Source organism: Sulfitobacter sp. AS92 (assembly GCF_038900015.1).
GTDB lineage: Bacteria > Pseudomonadota > Alphaproteobacteria > Rhodobacterales > Rhodobacteraceae > Sulfitobacter.
Genome location: NZ_JBBMQL010000018.1, coordinates 37,942 through 57,602, shown reverse-complemented (window position 1 = coordinate 57,602; position 19,661 = coordinate 37,942). Strand labels below are relative to the sequence as shown.

The window sequence follows — 19,661 nt, the reverse complement described above, 5'->3', positions numbered from 1 at the left end:
AGCGTGTTCGGTGATGCCAAGATGACCACCGCGCTCCTCGACCGCCTCACACATCGTTGCCACATTCTCGAGACCGGAAATGACAGCTATCGGTTCAAGGCCAGCTCGGCGACTGCCAAACAGAAACGAAAAGAGAAAGCAGCATTGACGCCATCATAAAGCAAAGAACATAACAACTGGGTGGGTCAAGTCTCGGTGAAAATGCCGGGTCAGTTCTCGGTGACAATCAACATCTCGTCTTATGAGAGAGAACAATTATGCTGCGGAGCATGTTCGACCTTGGCAGCGGCAGCGGCAGCGGTTTTTCGGTGCGCGTGGTGCTGGATCACAGCCGCGCTGTAACCAACCAAGCGGTGCCGCATAAGATCGGCGCGCGCCGTCCAGGTGACTGCACCAAACTTGTGTCAGGCTCTCCTCGCGCAATCAAAGAACTGGGCTGGCAACCTAAGCGCTCAACTTTGGAACAGATGATCGCCGACGCTTGGCAGTAGCAGAAATCCGGCCATTACGAGCACTGACCCCTTAGGCAGGCGCATCCAATCTCTATCATCGCATATCCATTGTCAGAGCGTCCCCCGCCGCCTACACATTTGAGACAAAATACGGGGGAAGTGCATATGTGGAATTCGAGGTACGTATCCGAGATTGATTATACGTTCGGTCATTTTCCCCTTTTGTCCCCGGACAGCCTAAAGCCCGCAGCCCTGCTGGCGAGCGACAAGCATTCCGTTCCAGAAAGTCCCACAGATCTGGAGCTGGACGCATGCAACATTTTGAGTAGCAATTAGGGCTCTTGATGCGACCAGATTATCTGCATGGTCTTTTTGACCGTCCTCATATGCGCAAAACAGTCCTTTATGTTCTGATATTTCTACTAGCACTGTGGCATGGACATTTTTTCCTAACCGGTTACCGGCTGTCAGCTGACGATGTCTATTTCACCTATATTGCGCTGCAGGGACCCAAAACCGTTCTGGAAACGGCCCGCTGGATTGCCGAAGGGCAAGGACGGGTCGGATTTCTCTATCTTCAGCCCATCAATATGTTCGCGGCGCTGATGTCTGAGGTATTTATCTGGCGCCTCGTGTTCGTCACGCTCTACTTCTCCACGGTCTGGCTGATCTTTGTCTATGCGGGCAAGGTGCTCAAACTTTCCATCGCACCGTTTTCTTTTCTTATTTTCCTCGCTCTGCATCCCTTGGGTTTTGAACATCTTCCACCCACCACCTACCCCTTACAGAACACTCTGCCTTTTCTGGTATTGGTCAGCTGTCGCCTTGTTGCCCTGTCTTACGGAGAACGGGGGGGCTGGAGCGTACTGAACCGCTTGCTTCAGTTCGGGGCCATGCTGGCCACCGAATTTGCTTTGCTTTTGGGCATCGTCATGGTTGCCGCAGAGGTATTTGCCAACCACCCCTTGTCCCTGCGCCGCCCTCTGTCCTGGCTGCGCGCTCTTGTGAAAGATGTACGCGTCTGGATTGAGATCGTCACTCTGGGTTTGGTAGTGGGCGTCTATATTGCATATCGGCTGGCGCATCCTTCAGGGTATGAGGGAAACTCTCTCGCAGGGATCGGCAATCTCAGCGCTCTGATCGGCACCACCTGGCACCATATCAATGATGGGTTGGTGCTGCCGCGCTTCAGCAGCCGCTTTCTAAAGGTGCCGCTCTCGGTCTGGACCGGGACTGCCCTGTCAGGCCTGGCCATGTATGCCGCCATCCTTTTGACCCTTCGTATCCCCTTTGGCAAAAAAGTCTCTTTGGCAGCAGTCGCGGCGTTTCTGCTGATCAGCATGATCTTTGTAACGCTGCCTGTCAGCGCGTCGCTAAAGCAGCAGGGCTGGTGTCAAGGAACAGGCCATTGCGCCTATCTCGACAGCCGCACCAGCATTCTAGGGGTGGTCTTGCTCTTGGCCGTCGCCGGGGTAACCGCCTTACAGCACAGCCCACACAGAAGGTTCGGGGAGCTCCGGCGCCATCTGGTGGCCTGCGTAACTGCAGTGATCTTTGCTCTGGGCGGCCTGCACCACTGGCATGTCGCCCAAGACATGCTGCGCTACGATAGAGTTTGGAAAAGCGCTCAGCTCTTGGCCTGTACGCCAAACTTAGTTCCCGAAACGCCCGCCCAGCTTTATGATCTCATCGACCCCGGTCATGTGGTTCCTTTTCACGAGGACGAGGCCCCCCTGCGGTTCTGGCCCCTCTACCTCGAGACCGTCCGCCGTCAAAGTGACTGTTCAGGCACGCAGGTGCTACAGCGCAGCCTCGCGGGGAGCTACCTCCCTAATTTAAGGCCGGAAGATCTGCAGAATATTGGCGGGGATGAAGGGTCGAGGTATTTAGGAGCTGGCTGGTCTGAAATCGAGGATTGGGGCGTCTGGAGCCACGCAGAAAAAGCGGAGCTGATCATCATCCCAAAAGGGTTAGAGCCCGGGGATCAGGCAAAATTGCAGCTCGATGCGCATATGTTTCTGGGCCCAGACCGGAGCGCGCAACGCCTTATCGTCACACAAAACGGCCAAACACTTTGGGAAGGCACGCGCGGCTCAGAAGGCCAATCCCCTGATCCGATCTTCCGCCTCCTGCCTCACGATCCTGCACAGGAGACCATCACCCTGACGCTCATATTGCCAGATGCCCATGCGCCCCCAACTGGCGGGGATACCCGCACGCTTGGTATTGGTTTAAAAGGACTTCTCCTACATAGGCCCTGATAGATTATCGGGGCGCGTAGACCCAGAATTTAAGCAAAAGAAACGTGATGCCAGGGGTTACACAGGCGATAAAAAACCCGGCCCAGCCTGATGCCCATCCCAACCCTTCTGTGACCAAGGCCACCCAGAATGCATTGAGCACGTAGCCCACCGCCACCACCACGGCAAAACGTAGCGCCAGCCTGCGGCCCGTCCCCGCCTGCTTGGAAGACCCCGCGAAACTGAACCACGTATGCCCCACATACGACAGGCCGACGCCGACTAAAAACCCTATAGCGTTGGCGACTTGAGGCGATACGAGTGAAAGCATGACAAGGTAGGTGCCTACATGCACCCCGGTGGCCAATGCCCCTACGCCTCCAAAGCGCAAGATTTCCCCAAGAAGATGGCGCATTAGGGTTTATGTTCCTCGGCGTCTGCCGTCTCAAACTGAATCTGCTCGCGCACCAAATAAATAGGCCGTGCCTTCACCTCGGTGAATATGCGCGCTAGGTATTCGCCAATAATGCCTAAGTTGATCATGATCAGCCCGTTGAAGAACAACAGCACCGTGGCGATCGTGGCAAAGCCGGGCGTATCGCGACCGAACAACAATGTATCAATCAAGATATAGAGCATGAACAAAAGGGCCGCGGCCGCGACCATAAATCCCACATAGCTCCACATTCTGAGCGGCACGGTGCTGAAGGAGATGATCCCCTCCATCGCCAATTGGAACAGTTTTCGAAACCCGAACTTACCGCTTCCCTCTTGGCGCGCGGGGCGCACAAAATCGATCGTGGTTTGGCGAAAACCAAGCCAGGCAAATATTCCCTTCATAAAGCGGGTGCGTTCTGGAAGGCGGTGCAAGGCATTCACCACCTCACGGTCCATCAAACGGAAATCTCCGACATTCTCTGGGATTTCCACATCAGACATTATTCGAAGCAAGCGATAGAACATACGGGCCGAGCCGCGCTTAAACATCGTATCCGAACTGCGTTCAGCCCGGCGCGCCAACACAACATCAAACCCATCCTGCCAATGCGCCACCATTTTTGGCAACAGCTCAGGCGGCTCTTGCAGATCCGCGTCGATTGGGATGACAGCGGCACCGCGCGCCAGATCCAGCCCGGCGGTCAACGCTGCCTCTTTACCGAAGTTCCGCGTCAAGTCGACGACCCGCACGCGCGGATCTTTCCGTGCAATACCTGTCAGTGCAAGAAGCGTGGCATCGCGCGACCCGTCATTGACACAAACGATCTCGTAGGGGAGCCCAATATCATCCAGTATCGGACGGACCGTGTCGAAAAAACGCTGAATTACGTTTTCCTCGTTGTACATAGGCACAACGAGGGACAATTCCGGGGCGCCCATGCTGTCTGGAGTGTTGGTCATTGAGAACCTAATGTCTGAATACGGTCACCCAAGGCAACACGCTGAATGCTAAACTTCCCCGACAGGCTTAACAAAACCACACCCCCAACATCTATAAATAAACGACCCTAACCCACCACATCCCCTCAGGAAGGAAAGAAGCTCTCTGTTTGGAAGGCACGTGGGGGCCGCGTCTTGCGTCACGATGAGGACGGATGCGCTGTACCGCTATGGTCAAGCACTTGGGTATCAGCTGACTGGCAGCTGGGCCGTCAACCTGGAAATAACCTTATCTGCCAGAATGATGAGCAACCTCTCACTGGCGTCATCCTGTGCTGCAACAGACAACGTTCCTTCGGAAGAGTAGGATGTGAAAGAGTCTACTTTTCCAGAGGTAATCACATCCCCATTCGTCTCATCGATCAACTGATAGCTCACATTTCCTACTTTATGAGAAATGTTCATGTCGCTCACATCTAAGCCTTGATCATATATCGAAATATTATACCGCAGGGTTGTGCTGGCACCCAGATTGCGGCCCAGGCGCCGCTCAAAACTGCGGGTAAAAATATACTCCTCCCGGTTTGTAGGCGCCACCAACTTAATATTTTCAAGATCTCGACCCAGCTGAGAGCCAGAGGCATAGGTCGGCTCAAACCCACAGGCCCCGAGGCCCAAAATCATGAAAATGGCTATAAAATAATAGCTTACCCGACTTCGCATTTTATCACTCCTGTGCAGAATAGCCCGTTCGTGTAAGCGTCGAGGCTAAAGGAAACTCTTGCCTTTCCAAACGCCTAGGCCTTTTTGGGGCATGCATTCACCTTCTGTCTAAGCAAACTCACAATGTGATGACAGCGCAAAACACCCCCGGCTATAGGCATGGGGTCCCTGCAGTCTCGGTCTGCACTGATGTTCGAACCTATCTCTCGGCAGTCTAAGCGCGCACCTTTGGCGGCTCTTCAACGCGCAAGGCCGGCGGCCCCCGAAGAATGACAAAGTCCTTCAGAGGGCAGAGGCAAATCTAGCGGAGCTCCAAAGCCAGCTCGAAACCTTCCAAAAGCACCGGCACTCTCCCGCATCGCTTTGGGATGACTTCCAAGCAAAGCAACATAGACCTTACGTATGAAGACCCGCTGGAGGTATAGAGACTGCTCAGGGTTCCAGGGGGTCTTTGGCAGCGGCTTCGCGCGGGCGGGGGTCATAGAGCGGAATAACATTCGCCGCACGGCTTGGAACGATGCGGCGCCGAAAATTGGCATAGCGTTGGGCAGCATAATTTATCCCGAGGCCCAGAATGGATCCCAACCCAATGCCCGCCAAATCCGCGATAAAATCGAGAAAGTCACCTGATCGTCCGACAAAGGGCTGTATGATTTCAATAAGAGCGCCATAGGCTGTGGCCCCCAGAATTACCCGGGAAAGCCCCTGAGGATAGAGAGCGGCGCAAGGCAGGACCAAAGCTGCGAAGGCCAATATATGGTGATCCTTATCGCTGCCAGCCACATCCGGAAGGCCCAGGGGAAAGAGCGTCAGGACACCGATGCAAATCATCAGGCTCGTCGTCAACCACAAGACAATTGGGCGGCGGGACGGGGTCAGAGCAAGCGCGCGCAAACTGGACATGAAAGCTCAACCTATCGTTAAAAAGCGCCGGGCTGCGGCAACAGTGCGTCTTCACGCGGGAATGACGGCGCATATGAGCGCCTTTAAGCCTCCGTATTTATCACGCAGGTGTTGAACTTTACAGCCACGGGAGAGACACTCGGCAATTGCACGCTATATTGTGTGGTTCAGCTCTGCCCATGTATCATAAGCCAAGAACCAAGCACGCCCATGGAAACTGGTGCCCTCGCAGGCCAGCGTTGCATACGCTAAGGGTCAGGTGCCCCCTTAAGAGCTTCCGCGAAACGCTCCGCTGCCCCCATGGCTTCTTTCATGAGCGCATCGAATGTCTCTGGTTGGTTTCCACCGTCCAGCATCCCTCTAAAGGTTGCATCGGCATCAATTTTGCGACCATACGCCCGCAAGGTCTTCTCATCGTTCACCCATGCAAGCACGATAACCTTTGCATCACTGTTGAACCAGTAGAACAGCCAATACTGCTGAAAGAATTTTGATCGAAACCAATGCATTCGGTGATCGTCGAGAGTACCTCCCTGTCGGAAGACCTGGGTGCCCGGATCGATTGATCGGCCCGTCGCTTCATCTCTGAAGACAAACACATTGCAAACAGGATCCTACCGACCTCGCGGCCGGCAGGATCGCAAGCTACATACCCTCCAGCGCGCAATCGTCCTCCCAAAAAATCCTTTGGAGGCGTTCTGATTGCGTGGTTTTGTGGCCGTGGCCCAAGCCCAACCCTAAGGGTCTGCCCTTAGACTTCAGTTCTTTTGAATTGCCCGCAGCACTCGGTCGAGCGCTTTGCCCTGCTTGGAATATTTGGCGGGGCCGTCCTTGACCAGATTGTAATAGGCCGCAGCATCATAAAGCTGCACGGGCAGGCGCAGATCTCGCGCCGTGAGCTGCCCGGTGGCGGCCAAGACGGCATAGGCCGCGATATAGAGATTGGCGCGTGCAGTGACCCGCGTCGATTCCGCGTCCAGCAACACTTGCTCGGCATCCAGAACATCCAATGTGGTCCGGGCGCCTAGCTTTGCTTCTTCCCGCACCCCCTCAAAGGCGGTCCGTGCCGCGCGGATCTGCCGGTCCGAGGCTTCAAGTTGCGCCCGTGCCGAGGTCAAAGACGCATAGGCATTGCCAACTTCCTGAGAAACCTCGCGGCTCACAACATGAAGATTGGCGCGCTGCGCATCCTGCTGGGCCATGGCCCGCCGTACGGCTGAGGATAAAGCGCCACCTTGATAGATCGTCTGACCGGCCTCCACCCCAACACTGCCACTGCGATTGTAGCGCTGACTGTCAAATGTCTCGGAAAGACCGTAGTTCCCTTGCAGCGTCACCCGAGGCTGCATCGCGGCCTCGTTTGAACTGACCGCCAACCGTGCGGCCGCAACTTGATGCTGTGCTGCCAAAACGGCGGGATGGCGGCGGACCGCCAGCGCCTTGGCAGCCTCGATATTGCCACCCACATTGGGCAGCTGCGGTGGGGGGCTGAGATTGCTGGGTCTGCGCCCGACCACATTAATGTATTCCTCGACAGCGCGCAGCAAGGCGCCCTCGGCCCCTGCCAACCCGCTGCGGGCCTGTGCCAATTGTGCTTCCGCGAGAGCGACATCCGTGTTCGTCACCTCCCCCACTTCAAAACGGTCGCGCGCAGCACGCAACTCTTGGGTCAAGAGACGTAGGTTGTTGTTGCGCAGCGCCACAACATCCGAGGCCTCAATGACCCCCATATAAGCAGCCACGGCGCGCAGCAGCACCCGCTGTTCGAGGTCAAGCAACGTCTGGCGGGTGGCCAGCACCGTCTCTTTTGTCGCCTCAATCCGGTATTGGCTTGCGCCAAAATCATACAGCAGCAGCTCCCCGATCAGATTGATCGACGCGGTCAGAGCGTCCGTGGACTGCGAGGGCGCGAGACTGGAAGCCCGCGTGTTGCCAAAGCTCTGCGTCAACGCTCCGGCCCACCGCAGCACCGGCTTGAGCGCGGCTTTGGCGCTGGCCACATCTTCATCAGCGGCGCGCAACAAAGCGCGGTTTTGATCCAAGAGCCCCGAATACTCATAGGCGCCGACCAGAGCGTCCGCCAAGGTTTCGGCCCATAGGGGACGCGGCATCAACAGCGCCAGCGTGAGGGGCAAAGCGACAACTGCGCGTCGCAGGGACCGTTTGAAATGAGGTATGTTCATTGCTCGTTTTGCCTTTTGTTTGCGCGCAATCACGTTTTCCTTAACGGGCGGATGCGCTTTTCTTGCCCTGATCGTTCACAATTAAGGTCCTCAAAGGTCCGGCTGCCGCTGTCAGTGTGCTGTGCCGTGCCTTCACGTCCAAGTAATGAGAGGTGATGTGACGCCAGTGATCTTGGGAAGGACTATGCCATATCTGCGGAAAGTTTGCATTTGATATCTGTTGCGTCGCCTCAGCCATTCTTGTGGTTCAACACGGCCTCAACGTCATGCGCCACATCATCCCAAGTGCGCAGCGCGCTTGTGCTGATCTTCTGCTCCAGAACGCGCCGGTGCTCAGGGTCCGCGATGAGCCTGTGGCAGGCTTCATAGATGCTGCTGATGGACTGGGCATCGCAATATTCCACCAAATCTCCACCGACCTCAGGCATGGAGGAATTATCCGCCACCACCGCGGTCTTGCCAAAGGACAGGCTTTCACCAATCGGCAGGCCCCAGCCTTCGTAAAAGCTGACGGTCGCTGTAAAAAGGCAGTTCTCATAAAGAAACCCAAGCTCGGTATCGCTGGGACGTTTGGCAAATTGCACCCATCCCCCTAGGTTGCCGGTGGCCGTCATCAACTCTTCAAAGTCGTCATTATACCAGCCCGGCTTGCCCGCGAAAACAAGCTTGGGCACATCAAGCCCCGGGGTTTGAATAAGGCGCTGCCAGGCTTGCGCGAGACGCCAAAGGTTCTTGCGCGATTCCATCGTGCCCACGACCAAGACAAAGGGTGTCTTGGTCAAGTTCAGCACAGATTGCTGCAACCCCTGCAAACTGCTGAGACGCGATTTGAACGGCTTTGCAGGATCCCTTACCCGGTTGGAATGCACCACGTTGAACTTTTGCGCCAAGGGCACCACGTCAATGGGGCGTTGCTGCCCGACTTCATCCATAAAGCGCTGCAGGTCGCGGGCCGTGTTTTGCGAATTCGCAATGAAGCGGTCGCAATACCCCAAAGATGCCAGCAACCAATGGTAAAACTCGCCCGAGAAATCCGCCGCAATATGCTCAGTCGCAATGATCGGGATCAGATCATGTACCAGCTGGTAGATCTCAAGGCTCTTGTCGTCCTTCAAGCGCTGCAGGGCGGGCTCCAGCCCATCGATGTTCCAAATCGCGCCTAGAATAATCAGTTGATCGCCTGGCTTCGCGGTCTGGCTCACGTCCTCTCGAGAGAGCTCTGCCGCCCCCTGTGTTTGGAGCGGCGCGCGCCGCGTTTTGAAGGTCTCCCATTCTTCAATGCTCGAGCCCATCTTGGCAAAGTAGCGCTCATGTCCACGCGCCGCGTGATACGCACGCACCTTATGATAAAACCAGTACTTTAGGGGCCTGTTGCGATAGCGCACCAAGGTGGGCGCAGCATCATGCTGAGAGCGTGCCTTCTTGCCAAAGAAAACCCGCCCCAAATCATCGGGAGAAAACTCTTCCATGTCCCTAATAAAGCTGGAATCGATGGCGACATAGGCGCGCCGCGCCCGGTCCCAATAGCTCAGCCGCACATTGTCGGCCCCCAAGCGGGCGACCATGCGGCGGATGACCTCAAAAGAAACCCTTTGAATGCCCGACACTGTGGTCTCTTTCTCCACGTAGATCAGAATGTCGGTCATATCAAAATAGTACATGTCGGGTTCTCTTCCTTGACTCTGGTGCTTAACGCCCAAGAAAGGTAGAGCACCGCCTTAGTGACGCTCAGTGAAGAACAAGTTAAAGTTCCTCAACCCCAGGGACGATGTTAAGAGGACTTATGAGCCCAATATACTATGACCTTTCAGAACAATTTCTCTCTTCTGGCGTCAAGTTCAAATATTACGGCATTGCGAGAACCGTGATGGAAGTGGGGTATGAGCTCGCCCGCTCCTCGGCTGACATACGCTTTGTGGTCTTCTCGCCGGCACATGATCGCTTCTTTGAGGTCGATCCAAACATCGGTGCGGCCTCTGAAACAGGCGTCTGCGATCCTAATATCCCGGCCGCCGCAAAGCCCATGCGCATTCGCTATAGTTTTCCCGAGCCTCATCCGCTGCGCGATGCAATCTACCCGCTTGTACGCACAGTTATAAAACGTATCTGCCTCAGCAGATGGCGCCGCGCGGTCCCCGAAGGCAGTCTGCGCGAAGTTGATCTCTCAGACCAAATCCTCGTGTCCCTCGGGCGGCCTAAAATGATGGCAGATTACCTCGTCGCGTTGGACAAGCAGAACATCCGCCCGCGGTTCTATCCGCTGATCCACGATATGATCCCGCTGCATGAGTTTGCGCACCCGCGTCAAAGCATGTTTGCGCGTAATTTCGCCCATGACAATCGGATCGTCATCAGTCACGCCGAGAAGGTGATGACCAATTCCCGTTTCACAAAGACAGAAATCGAAGAATTTTCTGCCTCCGGCCATCTGCCCGACCTCCCTCCCGTTGTGCCCGTCCCCCTGCCACATGAGCTGCGCGAAACAAACGAGACGGTCGATATCGACATCCCCGATACCCCCTATTTTTTAGGCGTCGGGGTGATGACGGGACGTAAGAATCTTGAGTGCATTCTGCAGGCGATGCTTCATCTGCACAAAACAGGCCGCCCTGTGCCGCTGCTTGTCTTGGCCGGCGCCCATAGAAAGAGAACTGTCGCATATCTCGACAGGCCAGAGGTGGCACCGATCAAAGATAAAGTGCGCCTCCTTTTGAACCCGAACCAAGCGAGCTTGCGCCTTCTTTATCAAAAAGCCCGCGCGTTGATTATCCCAAGCCACATGGAAGGCTTCGGTCTGCCCTTGGGTGAAGCCCTATGGCTGGGAACCCCCGGCCTGTCCGCCACGGCCCCGGCGTTGCGTGAAGTGGGGGGAGATTTGGCAGAATACTTTAATCCAAACGATCCCACAGCGCTCGCGGCCCTTATCGACAAAATGCAGACTGATCCCGCGGCATATGCCGCAGCAAAAGACAAAATTCTGCGCAACCATTCCTCACTCCGGACCTGGAACAACGTTGCGACAGATATCATCGCCACGGTATCCGCCGGCTCCCAAGAAGCCTGAAGCATACCATGACCGACCAAGATCATACCGCAGCAGCGCAAACCGACACGGCGAAAGCAGCGCCCAAAGCCAAAAAACGTGCGCCGCTCTTCAACGACCAAGATAAGGACAATATCTCCTGGTTCTGGTCCACCTATCTTAAACAACGCGCGCCTTGGTTGGGCCTGGTCATGGCGATGATCCTCGTTCAGGGCTTTGCCTATCAGCAGTTTATCGCCCTCACTGAAAGCGGGTTAAGGGTGATCTTCGATGAAGGCACTGTCGCAGGGCTGGTAAAAGTCTGCGGCATGGTGCTGGCGATTTTTTTCCTCCGCGCAGTGATGTCTTACTGGGTTCCTAGGCTCTCAGCCTGGCTGGCCAGCGACGCGGTGTTCAAGATGCGGCGCGATCTGATTGATCACATGATGACATTGGATCTGGCGTTTTTTGAGCGGACAAAATCGGGCGATATCATCTTGCGGCTGGTCAATCAGGCGCAGGATCTGTCGGGCTTCATTGGCCAGACCACAGTTAACGCGGTACGCGATACTGTGACCATCATCGCCGTCTCAGGGTATCTGATCTGGAAAAACCCGGCTCTTTTCATGCTGGTGATCATCGTCATGCCCACCATCACCATTGTGGTTCGGCGGATCTCGCAGGGCATCAAAGGCACACAAGCAAACGCCGAGAATGCGATGGGCAACTACATGTCCGGGATCGAAGAGATGACGAACGGCATGCGCACCGTCAAAATCTCCAACCAAGAGCCCGTGGAAAAAGCCCGCCTCAACAAAGCGACCGGTGAAATCAGGGACCTCTCCATTCGTCTGCAAAGACTGCAGGCGATGATGAGCCCCACCGTCGATGTGTTGGCCGCGATCATCTATGTTTTGATCATCGGGGTGGGCGGCTACATGGCCCTCAGCCCAGGATTTGAGATGGATGGCGCTGGCATCATCGGTTTTATGATTGGCATGGCATTGATTTTTGACCCTGCGCGGCGCCTCACCGCCTTCTTTGTCAGCATGCAAGCCAGCTTGATCATTCTCGACAGCCTGCGCTCTCTTTACCGTGAAGTGCCCAGCATCACCAATGCGCCGGATGCCAAAGAGACATTTAACGCTGCGGGCGATATCATTCTGGATGATGTCACCTTTCAATACTCTGAAAAACACCCCCTGTTTTGCAACGTGAACATGGTCTTTGAGGGCGGCAAGGTCACCGCCATCGTCGGGGCAACCGGATCCGGTAAAACCTCGGTTCTAAGCCTCATCGCCCGGCTTTACGATGTCAACGAAGGGGTCGTCACCATCGGCGGCGCGCCCGTCAAAGAGTTGCGCGTCGACAAGCTGCGCCAATCGTTTTCTGTGGTGGCCCAAGACATCGTCATCTTCAACAGCTCGATCTGGGAAAACATCCGCTACGTCCGTCCTGAGGCCACCGATGCAGAAATCTGGCGCGCAGCTGAACTTGTGGGTATCGACCAGTTAATGCGCGATCGCGGCGACGCGCCCTTGGGCCCAAAAGGCTCCCAACTCTCAGGGGGTCAGAAACAACGTATCGCCATCGCGCGAGCGTTTCTGCGCTCGGCCCCAATCTTGCTGCTCGATGAGGCCACATCCGCGCTTGATCAGCGCACCGAAGAAAAGGTGCGCGACGCCATTCGCGAGCTCAGCAAGGATAAAACCACCATCCTCGTTGCCCACCGCCTCTCAACCGTGACCCATGCCGACAATATCTATGTGCTCGATGAGGGACGGGTGGTCGAAGAAGGCACCCATGCGGAACTGATGGCCCAAGAAGGCCTCTATGCCGCTATGTTCAATGCGCAGCGCAGTAGTTATGGTTGAGCGAGCTTCGTTTGCTTCGCCACGTAAAGGAATAGATATGCCATCGTTCAAACTGCCTCTATTCCTCTTGTCGAGTGCTGGTATCGCGCTCGCAGCCTGCGCAATACCTTCCATGCCAGAAGCACCCGATGGCGCTAAATTCTACGCGGAAAACTGCGTTTCGTGTCATGGAGCCTCAGGAAAAGGAAACGGGGCTTTAGCGGCGGATCTTGATTCAGCTCCTGCAGACTTGACCCTCCTGGCCCGCAAGAACGACGGCACTTTTCCCCGCGCGTGGGCACTCAGCTATATCTATGGGCACCCAGAGCAGCGCAACATGGAGCGCACCATGCCACAGTTCGGGGGAGCGATGGCACATGATACGGTGCCGGTCGAAATAGACGGCATTCTTACACCAACACCGCGTGAGCTGGCAGGATTGCTTGTCTATCTGGAAAGCATCCAGCGTTAAGGAAGCAATCGGGCTGACACGCACCGTGAGCGCCCCGCATCTCCAGCTGTCGTCAGAATTCGGATAAAACAGTCATCAATCCGCTGCGGAATTGCCGTTGGTGTGTAGACGCTGCCAATGATGCCGCGGGCCGACGTCTCAGCCGACCCACGGCATCCTCGTCTTTTATCACCCTGTCAGTCAGAAGAGCATGCAAGTTCATGAAGGTCATTCGGTCTGGGCCAACGTGTTCAGGAGCCTTGGCGATCATTTCGCTGGCCGATTTGAGATTGAGGAAATGAGATAGCTTATGGGCTATAAAAATAACTTATAGTCTATAGGCGATATTTACATATTTTAGCTTAGGAGCTATAAATTGGCAATATCGCCTTGGAGCTTTCAAAATACCATGAGCAATACATCCGCATATCCCGTCCGCAGTCTGCGGCAGGCAGGCACAGCTTTGCGCGCGCGGCGGACTGCGCAGGGCATGAGTCAAAAGCAATTGGGCAAAATTACAGGCACTGCTCAATCCACCATTTCGGACATTGAAAACGGCGTTGTGGCAGCGAGTCTCGATGTTTATTTGCGCCTACTGGAAGCCATGAGCGCTGAGCTTTCGGTGTCAGACCGTCTGTCCGGTCGAGACATAAACTGAAATGGCGCACATTCCCCGCACCGGTCGCACCGGTCGCAACAGACGCCAAAGTAAAACTGCTGTATGGTACGAGAGATCCAAAGTCGGAACACTGACACGGGGAGCGGATGGCGCAATCGGCTTCACCTATGATGTCGACTGGCTGGAATCCGACACCGCCTTTCCTGTTGCCAGCGTACTGCCGCTGTCTAAGGCAAAATGGCATGGCAATCCGGTGGTTGCAGCTTTCGACAACCTTTTGCCCGATGCAGAAGGAGATCTGCGGGAGAAGATCGCCGCACGCGTCGGCGCTGCCGGACAGGATGTATACTCACTACTGTCGGTATTGGGGCGCGATTGTGTGGGGGCGCTTCAGTTTCTACCGATAGGGGAGGACCCAGCAGAACAAGACATGTTGTATCGCATCATCTCGGAAGAGGAGATGGTAGCGGACCTCAAGAACCTCGCAGCAGCGCCACTCGCACAGGGCGTCGACGATGATTTTCGGATTTCCATCGCCGGTGCGCAAGAAAAGACAGCCTACCTTCAAGTGGATAGTCAGTGGGCCAAGCCGCGCGGCATCACACCGACAAGCCATATTTTTAAGACGCCTATGGGGGTGCTCCCTGGTCCGGACCAACTCGACCTAAGCGACAGTGTCGAGAATGAATTGTTTTGTATGACCCTCGCACGCGAAATCGGGTTGCCTGCCGCGCATGTCGAAAAGATCACCCTTCCCGACCAGCTGGCTCTGTCGGTTGAGCGCTTTGATCGGGATTGGCGAGGGGACAAACTAATGCGTCTGCCCCAGGAGGATATCTGCCAGTCATTGGGGTATCCCTCCGCAAGAAAATATCAGAAGGCCGGTGGCCCTGGTATCGGGCAGATAATGGAGTTGCTGCGGGAATCCGATACGCCCATCGAAGATCGAGAGACATTCTTTCGAGCGCAAATCTTCTTTTACCTGATCGGTGCCTCGGATGGGCATGCCAAAAATTTCAGCCTCCATCTCGGGCGCCAAGGGCGTTTTAGGCTGGCGCCTCTCTATGATATCTTGAGCATCGCCCCGATCGTGCGTGCAGGGCGATCACAACGGAAACGCTATCGGCTCGCCATGTCGATCGACGGCCACTACGGTATCGACGAGATAGTACCTCGCCACTATGAAGCCGAAGCGCGCGCTGCCGGACTGCCCAAAGGCCGCGCTTTGGAGCTATTGTATGATATGGCAGAGCGGCTTGACGCCGCGCTGGATCGGACCCGGCTCAAGCTTGGAAAACTGGTGCCGGGCACTGTCAGTGATCCGATCGAAAGTGATGCCATGGAGCGAGTCACGCAAGTCAGGCAGCTGCTTTAAGGAACGAGGCTACATCGAATCTGGAGACCGTTGTTTCCCCTGATGCGGCCAAAGAACTCTGCACCCGGTTTCTCAACTCGACGAACAAGGCAGCTTTTCTCCGGCACGTGAAAATATGCATTTCCAATGCAGTTTCGCCCGAAGGTGTCTGGACCTGTCGCAAAGGACGCATCGTGGTGCCTGAGAACCTCATGTATTTTTGAACCTGAATACTGTGATATGGACCCGCTTTATGCTGGAGGACCCGTTCCATCTGTACGCGCTCTTCCAGCGGTGTGGGGTTGCTCTCACCTAGGGTCGGAAATCATTTTGCCATTGTTCAAGTTCAAGCGGCGTGGGTGACCAAACCTCTCCAGGGTGTTCTTGAACCCGAAGACAGACATCAAAAGGAGGATAGCCTGCGCACCAAAGGGTGCATTTCTTCAGCAAAATCCCCCTTTGTGATAAGATTGCCAGCTTTGCTCTAAGCCCTCTGCACAATTGCGCCTCAGACATCCTCCGGCGGATAATAAGTAAAACCCCAAGGCGCCTACCTACAGGGCGCCATCACCCCGCTAGGAGACAGCAAAATGTCAGTTCAGATCGGCTCAAAAACCGTCAACGGAGACATGGGTGATTGGACCGGCAGCAGGCCCCTGTTTACTGAATCAAGGTCAGGTGGGTATTCTCTTTACGGCGAGACTTGGCCTGATGGTGTGATCTTCGCAATCAGTGGCACCGCCCCCATTGGAGCAAACACCACAATCTGGCTTGATACCGATCTTGACCGATCAACCGGCCACCAAATTTGGGGGTTCACGGGGGGGGCCGAATACAACATTCAAATCGCGTCAGACGGAACGGCGGCACTCTACTCGGGCGGCGCAGGCGAGACCTTTGTTGCCCCGCTCGAAGTGCAGTACAACTCCGACAGAACCGTGATGGAAGTTGCACTCCCTTCTTCCGTGTTGGCATTGCAGGAGTATCTGCGCGTCTTTGCAGATGTAAATGATCAGTATTTCCTTCCCAATGACTATTCAAACATCGACCTGATCGTCGGACCAGGCGAGCAGTCCGGGCCTGCGCCTGTTGCTGCAGGGCAGTTCACGCTAGACGGCGACTTGGCCGATTGGACCGAGAATGCGCCGCTTTATACTGCAGACGATGGCACAGCACTGCATGGAGCGATCTCAGAAAGCTACGCTGTCTTTGCAATCAATGCCCCCGTTCAGATTGGCCAGAGCACGACGATATGGCTCGACACAGACCTTGATCCTTCCACCGGATATCAGATCTGGGGCTTTGCAGGCGGTGCAGAATATAACATTGAGATTGCTGCAGATGGCTCTGCAGCTCTTTACAGCGGTGGCGCGGGGGAGGTCTTTGTGAGCGATCTCGACCTGCGTTACAATGCCGACCGCACCATCGCAGAAGTGGCTGTGTCCTTGGCCGATGCAGGTATCACCAATGCGGTTCGTGTCTTAGCGGACGTGAACAATTCGGTTTTTCTGCCGGGGGATTATTCAAACACAGACCTTATTGTGGGTGACACCGTTTCACCGGCTCCTGTCGTCTTTGGGCCCTATGTAATTGACGGTGTTTTGTCCGAACACCCGGCCTCAAATTTGCTCTATGCAACGGACGACAATGGCGCACAGATTTTTGCCGATGTTGTGGAGGAAGGGGCCGTTATTGGCCTCACGTCAGACACAGGGATCGGGGCTGGCACAACCATTTGGCTGGATACCGACTTAAGCCGGTCTACAGGTCATCAGATCTGGGGCTTTGCGGGCGGCGCGGAATATAACATTGAGATCGCTCAGGACGGGACTGCGGCTCTTTATACTGGGGGGGCCGGCGAGGTGTTCGTCTCAACCCTCGATATCCGCTATGCCGAAGGTGGGCGCTCAGCTGAAATTGCCTTGCCGCGCAGTTTTGCCAGCTTTGAGACCCAAATTCGCATATTTTCCGATATCAATAACTCTGTGTATCTTCCAGGGGACTATGCAAACGGAAATCTAATTGCCGGCACGCCCCCCAGTTTCCCAGGTACGCCTGATGTTCGCGTTGGCATTGTCTATTCAGAAACAACGGCTGCGAACTATTTTAACATTACGAATTATGGACAATTGATCATGTCCGCCCAAAACCAGGCCATGCAGTCAGGCATTCCCTTCGATCTTCTGGACGAAACCGCCCTGACCGATGCCGCACTTCTAGCGCAATATGATGCTTTGGTCTTCCCCAGCTTTGCCAATGTCCGCGCCGATCAGGTTGATGAGATCACCCAGGCGTTAAGCCTTGCTGCACAAAGCGGCACTGGCCTAATCGCTGCAGGCAATTTCATGACCAATGATGAGACCGGTGCTGCGCTGGCCGGAAACTCCTACGCACGGATGCAATCCCTTCTAGGGGTCACCCTCGAGGGGTTCGGCGCGACACAAGGGGTTGAAGTGGTCGCAGGAGATGCAAGCCATTCAATACTGGAAGGCTATACCGCAGGCGCCTCGATCGACCGCTATGAGACATTGACCTCATACCTGCACTTTAAAGATATCACGGGAACTGCCGAAGTCTTGTTTGATCAAGTTCTCACACAAAACGGTGTCAAAATCTCAGAAGAAGCCGTTATTGCCACAGAGCTCAACGACAACCGCAATGTGCATTTCGCCACAGATGCGGTCATTGGCAACTCCAATATCTTGCACGAAGCCATAGACTGGGTCGCCAAAGATGATCCGGGCACGGCAGGTATCGGGCTGCAAATGTCACGCGGCTCATCCCTCTTCTATTCGCGCAACGACATGGACCAAAGCCAAGAATACTATGACGTGGCTGTGTTGGATGAAGGCATCTACGATCGTCTCGTACCGATTTTGGCGGACTGGAAAGAGCGATATGATTTCGTGGGGTCTTATTACATAAATGTAGGGGCAAACCCGCCAGATCAGCAGACAGATTGGTCCGTCTCTCTGCCCTACTACACTGCGATCCTATCCATGGGGAATGAGATCGGCACACACAGCTACACGCACCCAGAAGACACGAACCTTTTGATGGGCGACACCCCTGAGCTGCTGGACTTGCTCGCGCGCATCGATCCACGCGATCCTGATAGCCTCAATCCTTGGGAGTTATCCGTGTCAGAACAGGAAGTACTGAACAACTCCTTCCGCTTCCAGTTCGAGACCTCTACGCTCGAAATCGCCCAAAGGCTCGGCATCGATATCACGGGGGCGGCTGTGCCAGGTGCTCCCGAAACCCTTGATACGTCGCTCGAGATTATCCGATTTTTTGACTACCTGTCGGGGGGGTATTCTGGCGAAGGTGCCGGCTACCCAGGTGCCTTTGGGTACCTCACTCCTGACCAAAAAACAGTGTATCTTGCGCCAAACATGAGTTTCGATTTTTCGCTGGTCGACTTTCAAAACCTCTCCTTGGAAGAGGCCGCGGCCGTTTGGGCCGCGGAGCTTTTAGACATCACCAACAATGCCGACACTCCTATCATTGCTTTCCCATGGCATGATTACGGGCCGACCGAATGGTCATTTGATAATGAATCCTCATCCTACACTTATGAACTGTTTGATGATTTTCTGGCCTTGGCACATGCATCCGGAACCGAGTTCGTAACAGGCCAAGATCTCGCTGAACGTATTGAGACATTTGAAGCCAGCGAACTCACACTCAACCGGACAGATGACAGCATAACTGCGCAGATAATTTCCGGGGATGCCGCGGGACGTTTTGCGCTCGATGTCGGCGAACAAATCAGCGCGGTCTCTGGCTGGTATGCATGGGAAGGGACCCAAGTCTTTCTGCCGCAGGGCGGTGGGCAGTTTGAGATTACCCTAAGGGGAGCGGTCGAAGATGTAACGCGTCTGACCGCGCTTCCGGATCGATCAGAATTGGTGTCGCTCAGCGGTGATGGGCGTAATCTTCTCGCTGAAATCATCGGCGGGGGTGATCTGTCTCTCAATCTTGGCGCAGATTGGGGGGATGGAAATGTCATTATCCGCGGTGCGCTCACGGCCCATCAAGTGACGTCTGAGGGGATGATGCTTGTGTTGGGGGAGGGGCTGAACGTGCTGTCGGTGGACTATGTCGAGGGCAGCACAGCAGGTACATCCGCCAATGAGATTATGATGGGTGGCTCTGCAGATGACACGCTTAGCAGTCAGGGCGGCGCGGATGTACTACTGGGCGGCGCAGGAGAGGATGTATTTGTCCTTAAAATGGAGTCCGCTGGCACGAAAGTTTTGGATTTCGACCCCCTTGCGGAAATTATTGTATTGGATTGGCGCTCTGATGCAGCCGCATCCCCTTGGCAAACCCAAGACGACATTCTGAACGCATTTGTAGATTACGATACAGGCACAAGACTGACCTTCGGAGACGATTATCTTGTCGATCTTGTGGGTCTTGAGCGTGCCCAGCTCGATACGCAAAATTTCCAGTTCAATGATGGATCATGGATGCTGTGA

General features: G+C 55.1%; 15 protein-coding genes and 1 pseudogene. 9 read left to right on the top strand and 7 right to left on the bottom strand.

What is annotated here, in order from left to right:
* The 3 genes and pseudogenes from WNY61_RS18900 to WNY61_RS18890 form a co-directional block, all read left to right on the top strand.
* A partial coding sequence (locus WNY61_RS18900) for an ATP-binding protein (RefSeq protein WP_342852991.1) occupies positions 1-159 on the top strand: 159 nt, incomplete at its 5' end.
* A 128-nt stretch (positions 160-287) separates the two neighbouring features.
* Positions 288-491 (top strand): annotated as a pseudogene (locus WNY61_RS18895) (UDP-glucose 4-epimerase GalE); the annotation flags it as partial.
* 305 nt (positions 492-796) lie between these two features.
* Positions 797-2,713 (top strand): hypothetical protein, encoded by a 1,917-nt coding sequence (locus tag WNY61_RS18890; RefSeq protein ID WP_342852989.1) that lies wholly within the window; start codon positions 797-799, stop codon positions 2,711-2,713.
* Between the two features lie 4 nt (positions 2,714-2,717).
* On the opposite strand, the gene WNY61_RS18885 is transcribed toward WNY61_RS18890, so the two are convergent.
* From WNY61_RS18885 to WNY61_RS18855, 7 genes are all read right to left on the bottom strand, one after another.
* On the bottom strand, positions 2,718-3,107 hold the full coding sequence (locus WNY61_RS18885) for a GtrA family protein (RefSeq protein ID WP_342852988.1): 390 nt from the start codon (positions 3,105-3,107) through the stop codon (positions 2,718-2,720).
* Positions 3,107-4,090 (bottom strand): glycosyltransferase family 2 protein, encoded by a 984-nt coding sequence (locus WNY61_RS18880; protein ID WP_342852987.1) that lies wholly within the window; start codon positions 4,088-4,090, stop codon positions 3,107-3,109. The genes WNY61_RS18885 and WNY61_RS18880 overlap by 1 nt, the downstream gene beginning before the upstream one ends.
* A gap of 228 nt (positions 4,091-4,318) precedes the next feature.
* Positions 4,319-4,792: a hypothetical protein gene (locus WNY61_RS18875; RefSeq protein WP_342852986.1), complete on the bottom strand. Its 474-nt coding sequence runs from the start codon at positions 4,790-4,792 to the stop codon at positions 4,319-4,321.
* Positions 4,793-5,224: 432 nt separating this feature from the next.
* Positions 5,225-5,695 (bottom strand): hypothetical protein, encoded by a 471-nt coding sequence (locus WNY61_RS18870; protein ID WP_342852985.1) that lies wholly within the window; start codon positions 5,693-5,695, stop codon positions 5,225-5,227.
* 248 nt (positions 5,696-5,943) lie between these two features.
* A complete protein-coding gene (locus WNY61_RS18865) occupies positions 5,944-6,294 on the bottom strand; it encodes a type II toxin-antitoxin system YhaV family toxin (RefSeq protein ID WP_342852984.1) in 351 nt (116 codons plus the stop codon).
* 159 nt (positions 6,295-6,453) lie between these two features.
* Entirely contained in the window at positions 6,454-7,878 is a 1,425-nt protein-coding gene (locus WNY61_RS18860; RefSeq protein ID WP_342852983.1) for a TolC family outer membrane protein, read from the bottom strand.
* Positions 7,879-8,108: 230 nt separating this feature from the next.
* Positions 8,109-9,539 (bottom strand): glycosyltransferase family 1 protein, encoded by a 1,431-nt coding sequence (locus WNY61_RS18855; RefSeq protein ID WP_342852982.1) that lies wholly within the window; start codon positions 9,537-9,539, stop codon positions 8,109-8,111.
* Positions 9,540-10,078: 539 nt separating this feature from the next.
* On the opposite strand from WNY61_RS18855, the gene WNY61_RS18850 reads away from it, so the two are divergent.
* From WNY61_RS18850 to WNY61_RS18825, 6 genes are all read left to right on the top strand, one after another.
* Positions 10,079-10,942, top strand: a complete 864-nt coding sequence (locus WNY61_RS18850) for a glycosyltransferase (protein ID WP_342852981.1) — start codon at positions 10,079-10,081, stop codon at positions 10,940-10,942.
* 8 nt (positions 10,943-10,950) lie between these two features.
* Positions 10,951-12,774, top strand: a complete 1,824-nt coding sequence (locus WNY61_RS18845) for an ABC transporter ATP-binding protein (RefSeq protein ID WP_342852980.1) — start codon at positions 10,951-10,953, stop codon at positions 12,772-12,774.
* A gap of 37 nt (positions 12,775-12,811) precedes the next feature.
* Positions 12,812-13,225: a cytochrome c gene (locus WNY61_RS18840; RefSeq protein ID WP_342852979.1), complete on the top strand. Its 414-nt coding sequence runs from the start codon at positions 12,812-12,814 to the stop codon at positions 13,223-13,225.
* A 388-nt stretch (positions 13,226-13,613) separates the two neighbouring features.
* A complete protein-coding gene (locus tag WNY61_RS18835; protein WP_342852978.1) occupies positions 13,614-13,862 on the top strand; it encodes a helix-turn-helix transcriptional regulator in 249 nt (82 codons plus the stop codon).
* A gap of 1 nt (position 13,863) precedes the next feature.
* Positions 13,864-15,198, top strand: coding sequence for a type II toxin-antitoxin system HipA family toxin (locus WNY61_RS18830; protein WP_342852977.1), 1,335 nt, complete (start codon positions 13,864-13,866; stop codon positions 15,196-15,198).
* A 569-nt stretch (positions 15,199-15,767) separates the two neighbouring features.
* Positions 15,768-19,661, top strand: a complete 3,894-nt coding sequence (locus WNY61_RS18825) for a hypothetical protein (RefSeq protein WP_342852976.1) — start codon at positions 15,768-15,770, stop codon at positions 19,659-19,661.